17 protein-coding genes are annotated in these 17,738 nt (G+C 51.7%); 10 read left to right on the top strand and 7 right to left on the bottom strand.

All coding sequences use genetic code 11. The features are described from left to right. The first annotated feature begins 65 nt into the window (after positions 1-65). The 6 genes from hisS (at position 66) to EDI29_RS07390 (ending at position 6,103) form a co-directional block, all read left to right on the top strand. Positions 66-1,340 (top strand): histidine--tRNA ligase, encoded by a 1,275-nt coding sequence (gene hisS, locus EDI29_RS07415; protein WP_137740377.1) that lies wholly within the window; start codon positions 66-68, stop codon positions 1,338-1,340. A gap of 13 nt (positions 1,341-1,353) precedes the next feature. Beyond that, complete coding sequence (locus tag EDI29_RS07410; RefSeq protein ID WP_137740376.1) at positions 1,354-1,974, top strand: YfgM family protein; 621 nt, start codon at positions 1,354-1,356, stop codon at positions 1,972-1,974. 10 nt (positions 1,975-1,984) lie between these two features. Then, a complete protein-coding gene (gene bamB / locus EDI29_RS07405; protein ID WP_137740375.1) occupies positions 1,985-3,166 on the top strand; it encodes an outer membrane protein assembly factor BamB in 1,182 nt (393 codons plus the stop codon). 144 nt (positions 3,167-3,310) lie between these two features. Beyond that, the gene (der, locus tag EDI29_RS07400; RefSeq protein ID WP_107170460.1) at positions 3,311-4,798 is read left to right on the top strand and encodes a ribosome biogenesis GTPase Der; all 1,488 of its coding nucleotides are present in this window, start codon (positions 3,311-3,313) and stop codon (positions 4,796-4,798) included. 75 nt (positions 4,799-4,873) lie between these two features. Then, a complete protein-coding gene (locus EDI29_RS07395; RefSeq protein WP_137740374.1) occupies positions 4,874-5,833 on the top strand; it encodes an AEC family transporter in 960 nt (319 codons plus the stop codon). A 45-nt stretch (positions 5,834-5,878) separates the two neighbouring features. After that, a complete protein-coding gene (locus EDI29_RS07390; protein WP_137740373.1) occupies positions 5,879-6,103 on the top strand; it encodes a zinc ribbon domain-containing protein in 225 nt (74 codons plus the stop codon). Between the two features lie 8 nt (positions 6,104-6,111). Here EDI29_RS07390 and EDI29_RS07385 read toward each other — a convergent pair whose 3' ends face one another. The 3 genes from EDI29_RS07385 to xseA all read right to left on the bottom strand — a co-directional run bounded on the left by EDI29_RS07385 (position 6,112) and on the right by xseA (position 9,116). Next, positions 6,112-6,456, bottom strand: coding sequence for a protealysin inhibitor emfourin (locus EDI29_RS07385; RefSeq protein ID WP_137740372.1), 345 nt, complete (start codon positions 6,454-6,456; stop codon positions 6,112-6,114). Next, positions 6,453-7,499, bottom strand: a complete 1,047-nt coding sequence (locus tag EDI29_RS07380; protein ID WP_137740371.1) for a M4 family metallopeptidase — start codon at positions 7,497-7,499, stop codon at positions 6,453-6,455. The genes EDI29_RS07385 and EDI29_RS07380 overlap by 4 nt, the downstream gene beginning before the upstream one ends. 222 nt (positions 7,500-7,721) lie before the next feature. Then, positions 7,722-9,116 (bottom strand): exodeoxyribonuclease VII large subunit, encoded by a 1,395-nt coding sequence (xseA, locus tag EDI29_RS07375; protein WP_137740370.1) that lies wholly within the window; start codon positions 9,114-9,116, stop codon positions 7,722-7,724. Positions 9,117-9,287: 171 nt separating this feature from the next. Between xseA and guaB the strand changes: the two genes are divergently transcribed. Further along, positions 9,288-10,754 (top strand): IMP dehydrogenase, encoded by a 1,467-nt coding sequence (gene guaB, locus EDI29_RS07365; protein ID WP_005970134.1) that lies wholly within the window; start codon positions 9,288-9,290, stop codon positions 10,752-10,754. 107 nt (positions 10,755-10,861) lie between these two features. Then, entirely contained in the window at positions 10,862-12,439 is a 1,578-nt protein-coding gene (gene guaA, locus EDI29_RS07360) for a glutamine-hydrolyzing GMP synthase (RefSeq protein WP_137740369.1), read from the top strand. Between the two features lie 116 nt (positions 12,440-12,555). Here guaA and EDI29_RS07355 read toward each other — a convergent pair whose 3' ends face one another. Continuing rightward, on the bottom strand, positions 12,556-12,894 hold the full coding sequence (locus EDI29_RS07355; protein ID WP_010279998.1) for an addiction module antidote protein: 339 nt from the start codon (positions 12,892-12,894) through the stop codon (positions 12,556-12,558). A 4-nt stretch (positions 12,895-12,898) separates the two neighbouring features. Then, the gene (locus EDI29_RS07350) at positions 12,899-13,225 is read right to left on the bottom strand and encodes a type II toxin-antitoxin system RelE/ParE family toxin (RefSeq protein ID WP_167494490.1); all 327 of its coding nucleotides are present in this window, start codon (positions 13,223-13,225) and stop codon (positions 12,899-12,901) included. 381 nt (positions 13,226-13,606) lie between these two features. Here EDI29_RS07350 and EDI29_RS07345 point away from each other — a divergent pair, with 381 nt between their 5' ends. Continuing rightward, positions 13,607-13,852: a helix-turn-helix domain-containing protein gene (locus EDI29_RS07345; RefSeq protein WP_137740367.1), complete on the top strand. Its 246-nt coding sequence runs from the start codon at positions 13,607-13,609 to the stop codon at positions 13,850-13,852. A gap of 222 nt (positions 13,853-14,074) precedes the next feature. Further along, positions 14,075-14,929 carry a PA4780 family RIO1-like protein kinase gene (locus EDI29_RS07340; protein WP_137740366.1) on the top strand — a complete coding sequence of 285 codons (855 nt, stop codon included), beginning with the start codon at positions 14,075-14,077 and terminating at the stop codon, positions 14,927-14,929. Positions 14,930-15,156: 227 nt separating this feature from the next. Here EDI29_RS07340 and EDI29_RS07335 read toward each other — a convergent pair whose 3' ends face one another. Next, complete coding sequence (locus EDI29_RS07335) at positions 15,157-16,599, bottom strand: tetratricopeptide repeat protein (protein WP_241664901.1); 1,443 nt, start codon at positions 16,597-16,599, stop codon at positions 15,157-15,159. Between the two features lie 108 nt (positions 16,600-16,707). Beyond that, positions 16,708-17,736, bottom strand: a complete 1,029-nt coding sequence (locus EDI29_RS07330; protein ID WP_137740365.1) for a GlxA family transcriptional regulator — start codon at positions 17,734-17,736, stop codon at positions 16,708-16,710. Positions 17,737-17,738: the final 2 nt, after the last annotated feature.

The raw sequence follows: 17,738 nt of genomic DNA, 5'->3' as shown, positions 1-17,738 counted from the left end.
TGAAGATGCGACGACAATCCTTCTATAATCGGGTTTATTTTTTGAAAAACGCATAGAGAACTGACGTGGCAAAAAATATTCAAGCCATTCGCGGCATGAACGATTACCTGCCAGCCGAAACGGCATTGTGGCAGCGTATTGAAAACAGCCTGAAACAGGTGCTCAGCGGCTACGGCTATAATGAAATTCGTTTGCCGATTGTCGAGCAAACACCGCTGTTTAAGCGCGCTATCGGTGAAGTGACCGATGTTGTCGAAAAGGAGATGTATACCTTTGACGATCGCAATGGCGAGAGCCTGACTCTGCGCCCTGAAGGGACGGCAGGCTGCGTCCGCGCTGGTATTGAGCACGGTATTCTCTACAATCAGGAACAGCGCCTGTGGTATGTCGGCCCAATGTTCCGCTACGAGCGTCCGCAGAAAGGGCGTTATCGTCAGTTTCATCAGTTGGGCTGTGAGGTTTTTGGTCTGCAAGGGCCGGACATTGATGCAGAACTGATCCTGATGACGGCACGCTGGTGGCGTGTGCTGGGTATCGCCGATCATGTGAAGCTGGAACTGAATTCGATCGGCTCATTGGACGCGCGTGCTCGCTATCGCGAAGCGCTGGTGGCGTTCCTCGAACAGCATAAAGATCGGCTTGATGAAGACTGTTTACGCCGGATGTACACCAATCCGTTGCGCGTTCTGGATACCAAAAATCCACAGATTCAAGAGCTGCTGAATGACGCGCCGGTGCTGACGGACTACCTGGATGATGAATCGCGTGAACACTTTGAGGCGTTGGGTGAACTTTTAACGCAGTCTGGTATCCCATATACCGTTAATCCGCGTCTGGTTCGTGGTTTAGATTATTATAACCGCACCGTATTTGAATGGGTTACCACCAGTCTGGGCGCTCAGGGCACGGTCTGTGCCGGTGGGCGTTATGATGGTATGGTGGAGCAACTGGGCGGCCACGCGACGCCAGCCGTCGGTTTTGCGATGGGGCTGGAGCGTCTGGTTCTGCTGGTGCAGTCTGTGAACCCGGATTTCAAAGCAAAGCCAAGCGTGGATGTTTATCTGATTTCTTCCGGCGCAGGAACGCAGGGAGCTGCAATGCAGCTGGCGGAGAAATTACGCGATGCGCTGCCGCAGCTGAAATTGATGACCAACTATGGCGGTGGCAACTTTAAGAAACAATTTGCGCGCGCTGATAAATGGGGCGCACGCGTCGCATTGGTATTAGGCGAAAATGAAGTGGCGGCCGGTCAGGTTGTGGTTAAAAACCTGAGCAATGGCGAACAGGATACATTGGCACAGGCCGACGTCGCATCGCGGCTGGCAACGTTACTGGATTGAGGAGAGAGACACCGTGGAAGTCTATACCACAGAGAATGAACAGGTTGATGCACTGCGTCGTTTCCTCGCGGAGAACGGAAAGGCGCTCGTTGTCGGTGTTGTGTTGGGCGTCGGTGCGCTGGTTGGCTGGCGTTTCTGGCAAAACCATCAAAATGACAGCGTGCAGGCGGCATCGGCGTCTTATCAGCAGGTGACGGATCAACTGGTCGAAGGTAAAGCTGAAGCGATTGCTTCAACAGAGAAATTTACGGCTGAGAATAAGAATACCTATGGTGCGCTGGCTTCTCTGGAACTGGCTCGTCATTACGTTGATCAGAAAGATTTTGCTAAGGCAGCGCAACAGCTGGTACAGGCACAGTCGCAGACTAAAGATGCCGATCTGCTGGCAGTAGTGAATCTGCGTCTGGCGCGGATTCAGCTACAGGAAAACAAAGCGGATGACGCGCTGAAAACGTTGGATGCCATCAAGCTGGAAGGCTGGGCGTCACAGGCAGCGGAAGTGCGTGGCGATATTCTGGTGAGCAAAGGGGACAATCAGGCTGCGCGTGATGCCTACAACAAAGGGTTGTCTTCCAATCCATCGCAGGCACAGCAAGCGTTACTGCGCATGAAACTGAATAACCTGTCCAGCTAAGAGGAATTCCATGCAATTGCGTAAAACACTGTTGGTAGGACTGGTTTCTGTTGCCCTGCTGAGCGGATGCTCGCTGTTTAACAGCGAAGAAGATGTTGTCACTATGTCTCCACTGCCGAAGGTGGAAAACCAGTTCACGCCAACCAAAGTGTGGAACAGTTCGGTTGGGAGTGGCATTGGTGAGTTTTATTCCAACCTTCACCCCGCATGGCAGGATAATCGCGTTTTTGCCGCCGATCGTCGTGGTACCGTCAAAGCGATGGACCTGAATGATGGCAAAGAGGTATGGCGCGCCGATCTGTCCGAGAAGACTAACTTCTTCTCCCGTAATAACCCAGCATTGCTGTCTGGCGGCGTAACGGTTTCGGGCAATCATGTCTATGTCGGTAGCGAAAAGGCGCAGGTCTATGCGCTGAATACTGAAGATGGTACGCCGGTATGGCAGGCGAAAGTGGCAGGTGAAGCGCTGTCCCGTCCTGTTGTCAGTGATGGTGTGGTACTGATTCACACCAGCAACGGTATGTTACAGGCCTTGAATGAAGCGGATGGCGCAATCAAGTGGAGCGTTAATCTGGATATGCCGACGCTGTCTCTGCGCGGTGAATCTGCACCGACAACCGCATTTGGTGCGGCGATTGTCGGCGGCGACAACGGTCGTGTGAACGCCGTGATGATCAATCAGGGTCAGCTCATTTGGCAGCAGCGTATTTCACAGCCGAGTGGTGCCACCGAAATCGATCGCCTGAACGATGTCGACACGACTCCCGTTGTCGCGGGCGAAGTGGTTTACGCGCTGGGTTATAATGGCAACATGACCGCGCTGGATCTGCGTTCTGGTCAGGTTCTGTGGAAGCGTGAACTGGGTTCCGTGCATGATTTCATCATTGACGGCGACCGCATCTATCTGGTCGATCAGGACGATCGCGTTGTTGCGTTGAATACCAACGGCGGCGTGAGCCTGTGGCGTCAAAGCGATCTGCTGCACCGTAACTTAACGGCTCCGGCACTGTATAACGGTTATCTGGTTGTGGGCGATGCCGAAGGGTATCTGCACTGGCTGAATACGGCAGATGGTCGCTTTGTGGCGCAACAAAAAGTGGATAGCTCGGGCTTCCTGAGCAAGCCTGTCATTGCCAGCGACAAGCTGTTGATTCAGGCGAAAAACGGTGATGTCTACGCGTTCACTCGCTAAGTAATACCGTATCGATTTGGAGCGCAGCGCTTTTGGATGCGTTCCCATAACGGCTCCTGACACTATCAGGGGCCGTTTCGTCTTTTTATCGTCAGCGAGTATTTCGCTGTAACGTATTGAAATATAAGTAATGAGGTTGTAACAATGATACCTGTCGTCGCGCTGGTCGGGCGCCCGAATGTGGGTAAATCCACGCTATTTAACCGCTTAACGCGCACTCGTGATGCATTGGTGGCGGATTTCCCTGGGCTGACTCGTGACCGCAAGTATGGTCGTGCAGAAGTGGAAGGGCATGAATTTATTATCGTCGATACCGGTGGGATTGACGGCACGGAAGACGGCGTGGAAACGCGCATGGCAGGTCAATCGCTGGTGGCGATTGAAGAAGCCGATATCGTGCTGTTCATGGTAGATGCTCGCGCGGGGCTGATGCCTGCGGATGAAGGCATTGCCAAACATTTGCGTAGCCGCGAAAAGACGACCGTGCTGGTCGCTAACAAAACTGATGGCCTTGATCCTGATATGGTCACGGCGGATTTTTATTCGCTCGGTATGGGTGAAGTCTACGCGATTGCAGCATCTCATGGCCGTGGCGTAACGTCGCTGCTGGAAACGGTTTTGCTGCCGTTTGTACAAGATGAAATAGAAGAGCCGGTCGAGCTAACCGAAGAAGAAGAAAACGCGGCTTATTGGGCAGCGTTAGAAGCGGAAGAGCAGGCCAGCGAAGAAGAAGCGGAAGACGATTTCAATCCTGAAGATTTGCCGATCAAACTGGCGATTGTCGGGCGTCCGAATGTGGGTAAGTCCACGCTGACTAACCGTATTCTGGGTGAAGAGCGTGTTGTGGTGTACGACATGCCGGGCACAACGCGTGACAGTATCTACATTCCGATGGTGCGCGATGAACGTGAATATATTCTGATTGATACTGCTGGGGTGCGTAAGCGCGGTAAAGTCACGGATACGGTAGAAAAATTCTCCGTCATCAAGACGTTGCAGGCGATTGAAGATGCTAACGTCGTGCTGCTGGTTATCGATGCACGTGAAGGTATCTCCGATCAAGATCTCTCACTGCTGGGCTTTATCCTCAATAGTGGGCGCTCACTGGTGATCGTGGTGAACAAATGGGATGGCCTGTCGCAGGAAGTGCGCGATCAGGTGAAAGATACGCTGGATCTGCGCCTCGGCTTTATCGATTTTGCCCGCATTCACTTCATTTCTGCGCTACACGGCAGCGGCGTAGGTAACCTGTTTGAGTCGGTTGCCGAAGCCTATTCTTGCGCGACGCGTCGCGTGAGTACGGCGATGTTGACGCGTGTTATGCAAATGGCGGCAGACGACCACCAGCCGCCGCTGGTGCGCGGTCGTCGTGTAAAGCTGAAATATGCGCACGCCGGGGGCTATAACCCACCGATTGTGGTGATCCACGGTAATCAGGTGAAAGACCTGCCGGATTCCTACAAGCGCTACCTGATGAACTACTATCGTCGTTCGCTGGAAGTGATGGGTACGCCGATTCGTATTCAGTTTAAAGAAGGGGAAAATCCCTTTGCAGACAAGCGCAACACGCTGACGCCAAACCAGCTACGTAAGCGTAAGCGGCTAATGTCGCATCTTAAAAAGAGTAAGTGATTCATCAACGGGGGCGAATAGCGATATTCGCCCCCGTTTCGTCTCTGATAAAACGAATAATAATCAAGGAAAGTCATGTCCTGGGAAACCTGGAGTTTTGCATTCAACGTTACGATGCCTAATGTACTTATGTTGTTGATAGGTATTGTGTTACGCAAACTCAATCTTCTGAATGATGCGTTTTGTGATACGGCAATGCGGGTTGTATTCAATCTTTCTCTTCCCTGTCTGTTGTTTTTTAGTGTCGCAGGCAATCACCATTCTTTCGCAAGCCAATGGCCACTAGTGGTGTATGGCACGGTAGGGACATTGGCGACATTTCTGCTGCTGGAAATCGCGGCGGTGAAGGTCGTTAAGGACCCGAAGGAACGCGGCATTTTTGTGCAAGGTGGGTTCCGTTCGAATACTGGCGTAATGGGGCTGGCATTTGCGATGAGTGCTTACGGTGATGAAGGCATTGCTGTTGGCTCAATGTATCTGATGGTGACCGTGATTATGTTCAACGCACTGTCTGTCATTACGCTGACGCGCAGCTTGCAGCGGCAATCTCCTGAACAGAAGATCCCAGTAAGCCAATTGCTACGGGGGATTGTGACGAACCCGCTGATCATTGGTTTACTTCTGGGGGCGGCATATGGGCAGAGCCAATTGCCGATGCCGAGTGTGATTAAGCAAACTGGCGGCTTTATTTCCTCAATGGCGCTGCCGCTAGCATTACTCTGTGCCGGAGCGAGTCTGGAGTGGCGCAGTATGTTCCGTTCGTCCAATGTTGCCGTGTTGTCTTCTGTGGCGAAGATATTCATTGTGCCGGGGCTACTCACGCTGGGCGGATGGCTGGTTGGCTTTCGCGGTGTCGAGCTGGGCATTATTTTTCTGTTTTCATCGACGCCAACCGCAGCAGGTAGCTATGCAATGACTCGCGCGATGGGGGGAAATGCTACGCTGGCGGCCAATATCATCGGGCTGACGACGGTTGGCGCGTTTTTCATGATTGCGATTGGGCTGTACGTACTGCGTTCCCTCGGTGTGATTTAACGTCTGACCACCACGCGTTATTGATAGCAAAATGGAGGAGAAAAGATGGATGCGCTATGTCCTGATTGTCACCACGTGATGCTGTGGCAGCCTGATGGCTCGTTTTTATGCGAGGACTGCCAGCAGCATTATCTGCGTAAGGCGGCGTGCCCTGAATGTAACCACTTACTTCAGGAACTGAAAGCCTGTGGCGCGGTGGATTATTTTTGTCAGCAACACGGGATGATTTCCAAACGGCGGGTCGTGCTCAGCTACGTACCTGCCGATTAAGCCAATTGTTACTCCTGTACGCCGTTGCGCCACAGCTCGGCCAATTCTGGCGGCGCGCGGTCTTCGGGGATCAGCAGGATGACATCGGCATATTGATTCTGCTGCGGATGGCTGTAGCTGATGTGGATTCGGTAGTAGAACTGGTCGCCGCGTCCTGGGCCATCGGGTTCACCGGATTCACGAGCTTGGGGAAAGGCATCTCGGATCGCATTACAAATGCGCTCCCGTTCGGATGAGGGGACGCTGGCGAGCGCGAAGCGTCGCGGCCCCGCCAGCTTGGGGATAAAGGCGAATCCCCCTTCACGCGCCAGCTCAATGATGGCGTCGTCGTTGAGCTCTGGCAGCGTTCTCATAAGAACTCCTGACGAACCTCCACGCCCACGGTTTCCCATGACTGCTGGACGATATCGGCAACCGTGTGGTTAAAACGCTTAGCGGCATGTTGAATGGTATGGCGCGCGAAAATCTCGAAATCCGCATTTTGCGGCAGCGCTTTGTCACACAGCGTGTCGTACCAGATTCGACCCGCTTTTTCCCAGGAATGCCCGCCTAGCGCGATAGCTGTCAGATAGAATGCCCGGTTGGGAATACCTGAGTTCAGGTGGACACCGCCGTTATCTTCACGCGTGTTGACATATTCGTTCATGTGGGAGGGCTGGGGATCGGTACCCAACAGTTCATCATCATACGCGGTGCCCGGATGAGACATCGAGCGCAGCCCCATACCATGTATACCGTCTGCCAGAAGTTCGGCACCGATAAACCAGTCGGCCTGCTCAGCGGTTTGCCCTAAATGATACTGTTTGACCATCGAACCAAAGACGTCGGACAGCGATTCATTGAGCGCGCCGGATTGGCGGAAATAAATCAGCCCCGCTTCATGTTCGGTGATGCCGTGAGCGAGTTCATGTGCAACCACATCAAGCGCAATCGTGAAGCGATTGAATATTTTACCGTCACCATCCCCGAATACCATCTGTTGCCCATTCCAGAAGGCATTCTGGTAATCCTGACCGTAATGCACGGTGCCAGCCAGTGTCAGCCCTTCAGCGTCCAGCGAATTGCGTTGGAAAACCTTCCAGAAAAAATCATAGGTTACGCCTAGGTAGTCATAGGCCTCATCCACAGCGATATCACCGTTGCTGGATTGGCCTTCAGCGCGTACCAGTTTGCCAGGCAACTGTTGCTGCTGTTCGGCATCGAGGATACGGCGGTTTGCTTGCCCGGCGGGCAATTTCTCATGGGGTTCCGGGCGCGGGTTGTGGCTGACCATTAATGACTGAACGTGCATTAGCGTTTGTTGCGCACAGTGTCGCTGCTCGTCTGTGCCGTTTGCAATAATACGATGCAGAATATAGGGGGGAATTACGCTACAAATTTTTTGTCTGGACTTCATACCTCATCTCCTTGAAAACGCTCATCAGGGGTAACACAGACGATCAATAAAGCTCACTGTCTTTTTATCCCATCCGCTTCATCGCGCCGTGCAGCTTGAAGTATGACGGGGATAAATTTTAGTGAGCTGGAAATGAGTATAGTTCAGATGTCAGTGGCAAGAATGGGGGATCGCCGTCGTTTTAGGATAAATCCCCATTTCGTGCATTTTATGCCAATCGCGTTATTTTGGCGTCTGGGACGAGGGTTTTCGCCGCTTTTTCACGGAACTTGGGTTTTGAATCAGCGTCGTGACCTGACTTTCCACCCAGCCGTCCTGCAAACGGGTTTTCAGCGTTTCGCCGGGGGCAATTTGCGCGACATTTTTTAGCACCTTACCGTCCGGTGCGGTGGTGACATTATAGCCACGCGCCAGCGTCGCCAGCGGGCTAACCCCCTCCAGTCGTGAACAGGCGATGCCCAGCTTCTGCTTATTCTGATTCAACTGACGCTCCACCGCGCTCTGCATCTGATAGCTAAGCTGCTGTAAACGCTGTTGCGCACGATGAATCCGGGTTTGCGGCTGTTGCTGCATCAGACGCTGCTGTAAGCGTTCACTTCGGCGCGAGGTCTGCCGAAGCTGCTGCTGTATGGCGTCATCCAGTCGCTGGCGTAGTTTAACCAACTGAGTCTGCTGACGTGCCAACCGCAGTTGTGGGTGCTGCTGCTGCAAGCGATGGTGCAGGCGGGTAAATTCCCGGTTGCGCTGGGCAAGGTAGTAGTCCATCGCCATTTCCAGGCGCTGGCGCTGGGACTGGATCTGACGCAACAGCTCAAGTTGGTTACGGCTCACTAACTCGGCAGCAGCGGACGGCGTGGGCGCGCGCAGATCGCCGACGAAATCGGCGATGGTGACATCGGTCTCATGGCCGACGGCGCTGACGATAGGAATACGGCTGGCGAAGATAGCGCGAGCTACTCGTTCGTCGTTAAAACTCCAGAGATCTTCCAGTGAACCCCCACCGCGCCCAACAATTAGCACGTCACACTCATCTCTCTGGTTAGCCAGTTCGATGGCGCGAACAATCTGTAGCGGCGCGTCAGTGCCTTGCACCGACGTGGGATAAACGATCACTGGCAGTGACGGATCGCGGCGCTGCAAGACTTGCAAGATATCGTGCAGGGCGGCACCGCTGGCTGACGTAATCACACCGACCCGTTTGGCGGGAGAGGGGAGCACTTGCTTAAACTGCTGGTCGAACAGCCCTTCGGCGGCGAGACGCTGCTTGAGTTGTTCAAACTGTTGTTGTAACAGACCATCGCCGGCAGGCTGCATACTTTCCGCCAACAGCTGATAGTCGCCACGCGGTTCATACAACGTAATGCTCGCGCGAATAAGAACCTGCTGACCGTTTTGTGGGCGGAACGTCACTTTGCGGTTGCTGGTGCGGAACATCGCGCAGCGCACCTGCGCTCGCTCGTCTTTCAGCGTGAAATACCAATGGCCGGATGAGGGCTGAGAAAGGTTGGAGATTTCGCCGGAGAGCCAAATCTGGCCCATTTCCATTTCCAACAGTTGTCTAACCGTCTGATTCAGTCGGCTAACGGTAAAAATTGCAGAGGAGGGAAATTGAGACATTGTGAGCCAGATCAAATTTTAAAACAGTCACTTAATTGATCGATACTACCTACCTGAAACAGGTAATCAAGCATTTTAGTAAAATAATGCTGGAGGCAACCGATTACGCTCTGTATAATGCCACGGCAATATTTTATCTATTCTTACATCCACCTTGGTGAGATATTGCCCATGCTACGTATCGCTAAAGAAGCACTGACGTTTGACGACGTCCTCCTGGTTCCTGCTCATTCTACCGTTCTGCCTAACACTGCCGATCTGTCCACGCAGTTGACGAAAAACATCCGCCTGAATATTCCTATGCTGTCCGCAGCGATGGATACCGTTACCGAATCCGGCCTGGCCATTGCGCTGGCGCAGGAAGGCGGCTTGGGCTTTATTCATAAAAATATGTCCATTGAGCGTCAGGCTGAAGAAGTTAGCCGCGTGAAAAAACATGAAAGCGGCGTGGTGGTTGATCCACAGACAGTCACGCCAGAAACGACGCTGCGTGAAATGAAGGAACTGACCGAGCGTAACGGCTTCGCGGGCTACCCGGTTGTGGCAAAAGACAACGAACTGGTTGGTATCATCACCGGTCGTGACGTGCGTTTTGTTACCGATCTGGAAAAACCAGTTAGCGCGTTCATGACGCCGAAAGAGCGTCTGGTCACGGTGAAAGAAGGCGAAGCGCGTGATGTCGTGCTGCAAAAAATGCACGAAAAACGCGTTGAAAAAGCGCTGGTAATTGACGACCAATTCCACCTGATCGGCATGATCACGGTAAAAGATTTCCAGAAAGCAGAACGTAAACCGAACGCCTGTAAAGACGAACACGGTCGTTTGCGTGTAGGCGCAGCGGTTGGCGCGGGTGCCGGTAACGAAGAGCGTGTTGATGCGCTGGTTGCCGCAGGTGTTGACGTCCTGCTGATTGACTCCTCACACGGTCATTCCGAAGGCGTATTGCAACGTATTCGTGAAACTCGCGCTAAATATCCGAACCTCGAAATCATCGGCGGCAACGTTGCGACAGGCTCTGGCGCGAAAGCGCTGGTTGAAGCTGGCGTGAGCGCGGTGAAAGTCGGTATCGGCCCTGGCTCTATCTGTACGACGCGTATCGTGACTGGCGTAGGCGTACCGCAGATTACGGCTATCTCTGATGCGGTTGAAGCGCTGGAAGGCACGGGCATTCCGGTCATCGCCGATGGCGGTATTCGTTTCTCTGGTGATATTGCTAAAGCCATCGCGGCAGGTGCAGCCTGTGTCATGGTCGGTTCTATGCTGGCGGGTACAGAAGAATCTCCAGGCGAAATCGAACTGTATCAGGGGCGCTCATTCAAATCTTATCGCGGTATGGGTTCACTGGGCGCGATGTCTAAAGGCTCATCAGACCGTTACTTCCAGACCGATAACGCTGCCGATAAACTGGTGCCGGAAGGTATCGAAGGCCGCGTAGCCTATAAAGGCCGCCTGAAAGAGATCGTTCACCAGCAGATGGGCGGCTTGCGCTCCTGTATGGGGCTGACCGGTTGTGCCACTATCGACGCGCTGCGTACGCAGGCTGAATTTGTGCGTATCAGCGGTGCGGGCATTCAGGAAAGCCACGTTCACGATGTTACCATTACTAAAGAGTCACCAAACTACCGTATGGGTTCATAAGGTAATTTGCGGGCTGATTTAACCCGATAAACCCGGTACTATTGCCTACCTTTTTAGGGCTATTCGCCGGGTTTACTTATTTTTTAGCTTTTTGGAACACGCTCCTCATGACTGAAAACATTCATCAACACCGCATTCTTATTCTGGATTTCGGCTCGCAATATACGCAACTGGTCGCACGTCGCGTGCGCGAACTGGGCGTTTACTGTGAGCTGTGGGCATGGGATGTCACGGAAGCGCAGATTCGCGGCTTTAATCCGAACGGGATCATCCTGTCCGGCGGCCCGGAAAGCACCACCGAATTTGGCAGCCCGCGCGCGCCAGAATACGTTTTCAATGCTGGCGTACCGGTATTAGGCGTGTGCTACGGTATGCAGACGATGGCGATGCAGTTGGGTGGCCACGTTGAAGGTTCCAACGAGCGTGAGTTTGGTTATGCGCAGGTAGAAGTTAAGACTGATAGCGCGCTGGTGCGTGATATTCAGGATGTGTTGAGCGCGACGGGCGCGCCGTTGCTGGATGTCTGGATGAGCCACGGCGACAAAGTGACGGCGATCCCGGAAGGATTTGAGACCGTTGCCAGTACGGATACCTGTCCGTTCGCCATCATGGCTAACGAAGAGAAGCGTTTTTACGGCGTGCAGTTCCACCCGGAAGTGACGCACACCCGTCAGGGCCAGCGCATGCTGGAACGTTTTGTACGCGATATTTGCCAGTGTGAAGCCCTGTGGACGCCAGCCAAGATTATTGACGATGCGGTGAACCGTATTCGTGAGCAGGTGGGTAACGACCACGTGATTTTGGGGCTGTCTGGCGGCGTGGATTCTTCCGTTACTGCGATGCTGCTGCACCGTGCGATTGGCGATCGTCTGACCTGTGTGTTTGTCGACAACGGCCTGCTGCGCCTGAACGAAGCCGATCAGGTTCTGGAAATGTTCGGCGACCATTTTGGTCTGAACATTGTGCATGTCGCGGCAGAAGATCGCTTCCTGAGTGAGCTGGCTGGCGAAAACGATCCTGAAGCCAAGCGTAAAATCATCGGCCGCGTGTTCGTTGAAGTGTTTGATGAAGAAGCCAGTAAGCAAGCCGACGTGAAATGGCTGGCGCAAGGCACCATCTACCCGGACGTCATCGAATCTGCGGCGTCTGCGACGGGCAAAGCGCACGTGATCAAGTCACACCACAACGTGGGTGGCCTGCCGAAAGAGATGAAACTGGGTCTGGTTGAGCCGCTGAAAGAGTTGTTCAAAGACGAAGTGCGCAAGATCGGTCTGGAATTGGGTCTGCCGTATAACATGCTGTACCGCCATCCGTTCCCGGGCCCAGGTCTGGGCGTGCGCGTACTGGGTGAAGTGAAGAAAGAATACTGTGACCTGCTGCGTCGTGCGGATGCGATCTTCATCGAAGAGCTGCACAAAGCCGACCTCTACAACAAGGTTAGCCAGGCATTCACCGTCTTCCTGCCGGTTCGTTCCGTGGGTGTGATGGGCGATGGTCGTAAATACGATTGGGTTGTCTCACTGCGTGCGGTCGAAACCATCGACTTTATGACCGCGCACTGGGCACATCTGCCATACGACTTCTTAGGTCGCGTCTCCAACCGCATCATCAACGAAGTCGACGGCATTTCCCGCGTCGTTTACGACGTATCGGGCAAGCCACCGGCAACGATCGAGTGGGAATAAACCTGCGTCTGCAATAGCGTTGTGCTAGGCAGCAAAAAACATATCTAAACCCGCGTAACTGCGGGTTTTTTTACGTCTGACTAAGACTTTCTACGTGATTGAGAACTACTTATATTTTAATTATTATGAGTATGGGGAATAAGCCGAACGCCTGCGGCTCTGGTGATTTCGGTGAGTGTCGTCAGCGTTGGGTTGCCATTTTCAGACAGTGTTCTGTATAACTGTTGACGAGACAGTCCCGATTTTTTGGCTATTTCGCCCACTCCGCCACGCGCTTCAACAACACGGCGTAATGCTGTCAGGAATGCAGCGATGCCACCTTCCTCATAAATATCCTCTAGTGCCGTCTGGAGGTATATTTCTGCGTATTCAGGATTTTCTCGTAGTTCTGCAACCATTGCATCATCGTGGCTAATGGCTTTTTCGAATTTAGTTGATTGGGTGATGATTGCCATGATGTTACCTCTTTTGATAATCCCGCCAGTATTGCACCGCTTTATCTAAATCTTTGCTTTGGCTTGATTTATCGCCACCGGTGAAGAGCAAAATTATCTTATCGCCTTCTATCGCGTAATACACTCGATAGCCTGGACCATAATCAACTCTGAGCTCCCAGACACCGTCTCTTTCAAATTTATGGTCGCCGAAATTTCCCTTTTCTGCGCGATCTATTCGGATATCTACTTTTGAAGCAGCGCGATGATCTCTCTTGCGCAATTTCTGTATCCATTCAGTGTAAGGGACTTTACCGTCACTGCTTTGGTAACGTTTTACTGTATACAAGATAGCGTCCTCGCAAGTCCTTAGTCCTTTAATATTTGTAACTTAAAAACGACAACCTTGCAAGGACGCCTTCGAACGTATTGGTGCATCAGGTTTTGGAACTAAGTTTTTTATTTACGAACAAGAGAGGTTTCATGCGCGATAGGTAATGAATGCTCTGTTGCACAAGTGCGCCTTGTTAGGTGTTTGATGAAATAACAGAGAAACACGGCGGTTTATCACGCACGACAATTTTATATCTATTCACATACTAGATAGTCAGAATTATAACGCTTGTCTAACACCTTAAATATGTGACTCATCGTCCGTGGTCTTGCTCATCACAAAACGCGATCCTACCCACACGGAAATCAAAATGATTTTTGATAGATGGAGGGAAATGGAATGAATCACACTGACTGGCACCCGGCGGATATCATCGCGGGATTACGGAAGAAAGGGACGACGCTGGCGGCGGTTTCCAGAGCGGCGGGGCTGGCTTCATCTACGCTGGCAAACGCGCTGACGCGGCACTGGCCGAAAGGCGAGCGCCTGATCGCTGAGGCGCTAAATAAATGCCCCGAAGAGATCTGGCCGTCGCGCTATCAAAACATCAAGAGAAGGCAAAGTGAGGCAGGGGAATCGGATTAAAAATTCATTCAGTAGAGGTTCACTCGATTTTACATTTTGCACGAATGGGTTTGGGAGCCAACAATGAACGGCTGAATGAAGCAAGAAGATGATCGCAGCAGGTCAGCAAAATCTGGTGATTATTGGTAGAATTAAGATCTTTCTTCAGACTCTGCCATTTTTTCCAGTATCGCCGTCTTTGTTGTTGATACGAAAAGCGGCTGAAATAGGACATAAAGCCGCATGAAAATCCCAAACAGACTACAACCGCTGGTCGATGATGGCCTGATAGACAATGTGCTCCAACGCTTGAAAAGCGGCAAGGAAGCGGACGTTTACACTGTTTTATGTGGTGACAAAATCCAGTGTGCCAAAGTTTACAAAGAAGCAATGCAGCGTAGCTTTAAACAGGCCGTGCAGTACCAGGAAGGGCGCAAAGTCCGTAATACGCGTAACGCTCGTGCAATGCAAAAAAACTCAAAATTCGGACGCAAGCAACAAGAAGAATCCTGGCAAACCGCGGAGGTCGAAGCATTGTTTCGTCTTGCTAATGCCGGCGTTCGTGTACCACAACCTTATATTTGCATTGACGGTGTGTTATTGATGGAGTTGGTCACAGATGTTGAAGGCGCTGTTGCTCCACGCCTTAGCGATGTGATTCTAACGGAAGAGAGTGCCGTTGCTGATTTTAATACGATGATCCGCAATATTGTGCGCATGTTGTGTGCAGGCATCGTACATGGTGATTTATCGGAATTTAATGTACTGCTTGATGCGCAAGGGCCGGTAATTATCGACTTGCCACAGGCTGTGGACGCCGCTGCAAATAACCTTGCTGAATCAATGTTTGTACGTGATGTTAATAACATTACTGCTTACTACGGCCAGTTCGCGCCACAATTATTGCAAACACGGTATGCGCAAGAAATCTGGATGTTATATGAAGACGGAAAATTAACCCCAGAAACAGTGCTAACCGGTCTCTTCGTCGAAGCGGCGCATGAAGTGGATATGGGTTCACTGATCGATGAAATCATTGCCGCTGAAGATGAGTTCTACGAACGTCAGCGGGCAAGAAAAGAACGCGACGATGAATAATTGTCGGAACGACATAAGTCGTCGATGGAATTTTCAGGGGGGATAGTGGAGACGGAGTTCATGATAGTCACATGACGCCAGTTTGCCATTCATCCCCAAGTATACGAGAGGCGGGAGCTGGCTAAGCCTGAACCTCATCCCCGCTCTTCCCCTAAAGTGCAATAGAGATCCTGCCTAGCCCAAAACTCAGGGCTACAGCATGGAGAATCGGCCACTAATCGTGAGGGTTAACGCTTTTCTTGTTGTTTCAATATTCCTGCTTTAAGTATATCCACTTCCTTTCCGTTAATCGTGGCGGTGGCGGAGGTGACCTGATATTCCAGATCGCTGAATGGGCAAAAATCGGGTTTGTACTGTGGGAGCAGAGCAGATGCCCGGGAAAAAATGAATTTTTCTCCCATCATTCCGGCATCAAGACTACTCAACCCAAAAGGTGGGAAAGCGAGTGTCTGTTCGGCCGACGCGCCTTCACTATTTTTGAGTCGTAACGTGGCGCGAAAATTGGCGACTTCACCGAGTTTATTCGTATTGATAGAGAAATTAAGTTCGCATTTATAGGGATTATTATCTCCACCGAATGGGCTCGATTCATGTTTTAACGTTAAGACTGGTAATACGTCGCGTGTCGCTTTTCTCTCGCGCTTATCTTTTTCACATTGGCGAAAATAATGGTTATCTGTGTTCCCTTGGTACTTTTGGGCTTGATGACAATCCACATCAACGTACTGTCCGCTGTAATACATCTGGGACAAATATCTGCTGGCACCAGTCACGTCATTTTTATGAGCCTGTTCAAATAATGCATAGGCCTTACGGTAATCGGCCTTGATGAGTACGCCATCGTAATACATTTTTCCCAGATTCATCAGTGCGTTGTCATTGCCTTGTTTTGCTGCCCGTTCATACCATTTTTCAGCTTCTGCTCCATCTGCATGAATACCCCAGCGTCCTTTTTCGTATACCGACCCCAGAATATTTTGTGCTTCTGGATGGCCGCCTTCGGCAGCGACACGGAACCATTTAAGGGCTTCAATATTCTCATTTTTGATACCGGCATAGCCAAAATTATAGAAATAACCGACCAGGAAATTTATTTCTGGGTCGCCATCTTTTGCCCAGAATGTTGCCAGCCGTAGCACATCCCGTTTGCTAAAGCCGATACGGGTAAAGAAACGTTGTGTCTCTTCATCACCACTGGTGAGGTATCTTTTGGCGGCGTAAATTAACGTAGAACGCTGTGCTATATCGCTATCGGCATTGGCTTTTGCGCTATAGAGATAATCGATGATTATCTCTATTACATCAGGCGGTGTTTTGAGATCGGCACGATTCATTTTTTCTGCGAACTGTCTGGCGCGTTCTTTATCCTGCGCCACACCTTTGCCGTATTGATAAAAATACCAGACGTTGTAGCAGCCAAAATTGCCATCTATTTCGCAGGCCTGCTGGTAATACTGGAGCGCTTGCGTAGTATCTTGCGGGACTGTGATGCCGTACTCATAGATGAACCCCAGCGTGCTTAATGCCTGCGGGTCGCGGTCTTTCGCTAATGCTGCCAACGCGGTTAATGCATGAGCATCCTGCTGCGTCAGGCGTTCGTAGATCGCCTCTATCTTGTCATTGGCTGGACTGATGGATACCGCCGACAGGCTGAGCAGCATGGCAATCATTGTTTTCCTTATCATCAATGTTCATTCCCTGAGTGAATAGCAATGTGTAGCAAAGGTGTCGGCTAAGGTGATGGTTTGCCGTAGATCGTGCCTTATGGAACTCTCGATTCAATCACCATCGTCATTATCTAACGCACCCGGTTTATTATTTCTCAATAACGCCCATTTTCTGAACTGGGTCGGCGTCATCTCCATCTGCTGGGAAAAGGCGCGTCTGAAAGCAGTATCTTCACTGTAACCGCATTCGGCGGCAACCTGCTTGATATTGGTCATTGGGTTTTCAAGCAGCAGACAGGCCATTTCGATCCTGACGCGGGTAATAAAATTCTTCGGGCTTTCCGCCGTAAGTTCTTTTAGCTTGCGGTGAAGCGTTCGGTCACTGAAATTCAGAGCGCTGGCTAACGCTTCTGCGGTGATTGCTGGATTTTCGTAACGAATGAGCTGTTCAGCACGCAGCAGTAGGGGATGTACGGTATTAATGAACCCCTGCGGTGCATAAATACGCTGCGAGAGCGGCTGGCTGTCTGCCACCGCGATATCTGCCGCTAATTTTGCGATCTTAGGCCCACCACTGCGGCGAATAATATGCAGGGCAAGTTCCACCCAGGATAATGGCCCACCGGTGGTAATGATGCCATCTTGTTCTTCCAGCGCCTTGCCCCACACCGGTTTTGCCTTCGGGTATTTCTGCTTAAAGGTGTGGTAGAGCCACCATGTTGTGGTGCAGAAGCGACCATCCAATAGCCCAGCTTCGGCCAGAATAAACCCACCCGCACAGGCCCCGCCTATCAGTGAGCCCTGCTGATATTGCTCCCTGAGCCAAATGGCGGATTCATTAACGGATGATGCCGCCAGCGGTAATTTGTCCGGTCCGAGCATCATTCCGGTCGCCAGCACGACATCCGCTTTACCCACTGCGTCAAACGAACTGTCTATGTGAATTAGCCTGCCTTGGGCATCACGTACTGGTTTGCCGTCGGCACTGACAATGGACGTTTCAAAAGAGAGCGGTGTGGAGGAGGAGGACGCGCTATCAGGCTGCGTAATCAGCGTCTGGTTAACCATCCAGAAGATATCGGAAAGCCCGGAGATGGCCGACTGCATACTGCCCGGCAACGCCAGAATGGCGATGTGCATAG

Source organism: Pectobacterium polonicum, from assembly GCF_005497185.1.
Taxonomy (GTDB): domain Bacteria; phylum Pseudomonadota; class Gammaproteobacteria; order Enterobacterales; family Enterobacteriaceae; genus Pectobacterium; species Pectobacterium polonicum.
Note: the sequence above shows the minus strand (reverse complement) of the source record. Positions and strands in the feature narration are given on the sequence as shown.

Excerpts from the sequence above, each read along its gene's own strand:
- guaA (WP_137740369.1), top strand. The coding sequence starts at position 10,862 with ATGACTGAAAACATTCATCAACACCGCATTCTTATTCTGGATTTCGGC.
- EDI29_RS07345 (WP_137740367.1), top strand. The coding sequence starts at position 13,607 with ATGAATCACACTGACTGGCACCCGGCGGATATCATCGCGGGATTACGG.
- EDI29_RS07355 (WP_010279998.1), bottom strand. The coding sequence starts at position 12,894 with ATGGCAATCATCACCCAATCAACTAAATTCGAAAAAGCCATTAGCCAC.
- EDI29_RS07330 (WP_137740365.1), bottom strand. The coding sequence starts at position 17,736 with ATGCACATCGCCATTCTGGCGTTGCCGGGCAGTATGCAGTCGGCCATC.
- EDI29_RS07380 (WP_137740371.1), bottom strand. The coding sequence starts at position 7,499 with ATGAAGTCCAGACAAAAAATTTGTAGCGTAATTCCCCCCTATATTCTG.
- EDI29_RS07340 (WP_137740366.1), top strand. The coding sequence starts at position 14,075 with ATGAAAATCCCAAACAGACTACAACCGCTGGTCGATGATGGCCTGATA.
- xseA (WP_137740370.1), bottom strand. The coding sequence starts at position 9,116 with ATGTCTCAATTTCCCTCCTCTGCAATTTTTACCGTTAGCCGACTGAAT.
- EDI29_RS07385 (WP_137740372.1), bottom strand. The coding sequence starts at position 6,456 with ATGAGAACGCTGCCAGAGCTCAACGACGACGCCATCATTGAGCTGGCG.
- der (WP_107170460.1), top strand. The coding sequence starts at position 3,311 with ATGATACCTGTCGTCGCGCTGGTCGGGCGCCCGAATGTGGGTAAATCC.
- guaB (WP_005970134.1), top strand. The coding sequence starts at position 9,288 with ATGCTACGTATCGCTAAAGAAGCACTGACGTTTGACGACGTCCTCCTG.
- bamB (WP_137740375.1), top strand. The coding sequence starts at position 1,985 with ATGCAATTGCGTAAAACACTGTTGGTAGGACTGGTTTCTGTTGCCCTG.
- EDI29_RS07395 (WP_137740374.1), top strand. The coding sequence starts at position 4,874 with ATGTCCTGGGAAACCTGGAGTTTTGCATTCAACGTTACGATGCCTAAT.
- EDI29_RS07335 (WP_241664901.1), bottom strand. The coding sequence starts at position 16,599 with ATGATTGCCATGCTGCTCAGCCTGTCGGCGGTATCCATCAGTCCAGCC.
- EDI29_RS07390 (WP_137740373.1), top strand. The coding sequence starts at position 5,879 with ATGGATGCGCTATGTCCTGATTGTCACCACGTGATGCTGTGGCAGCCT.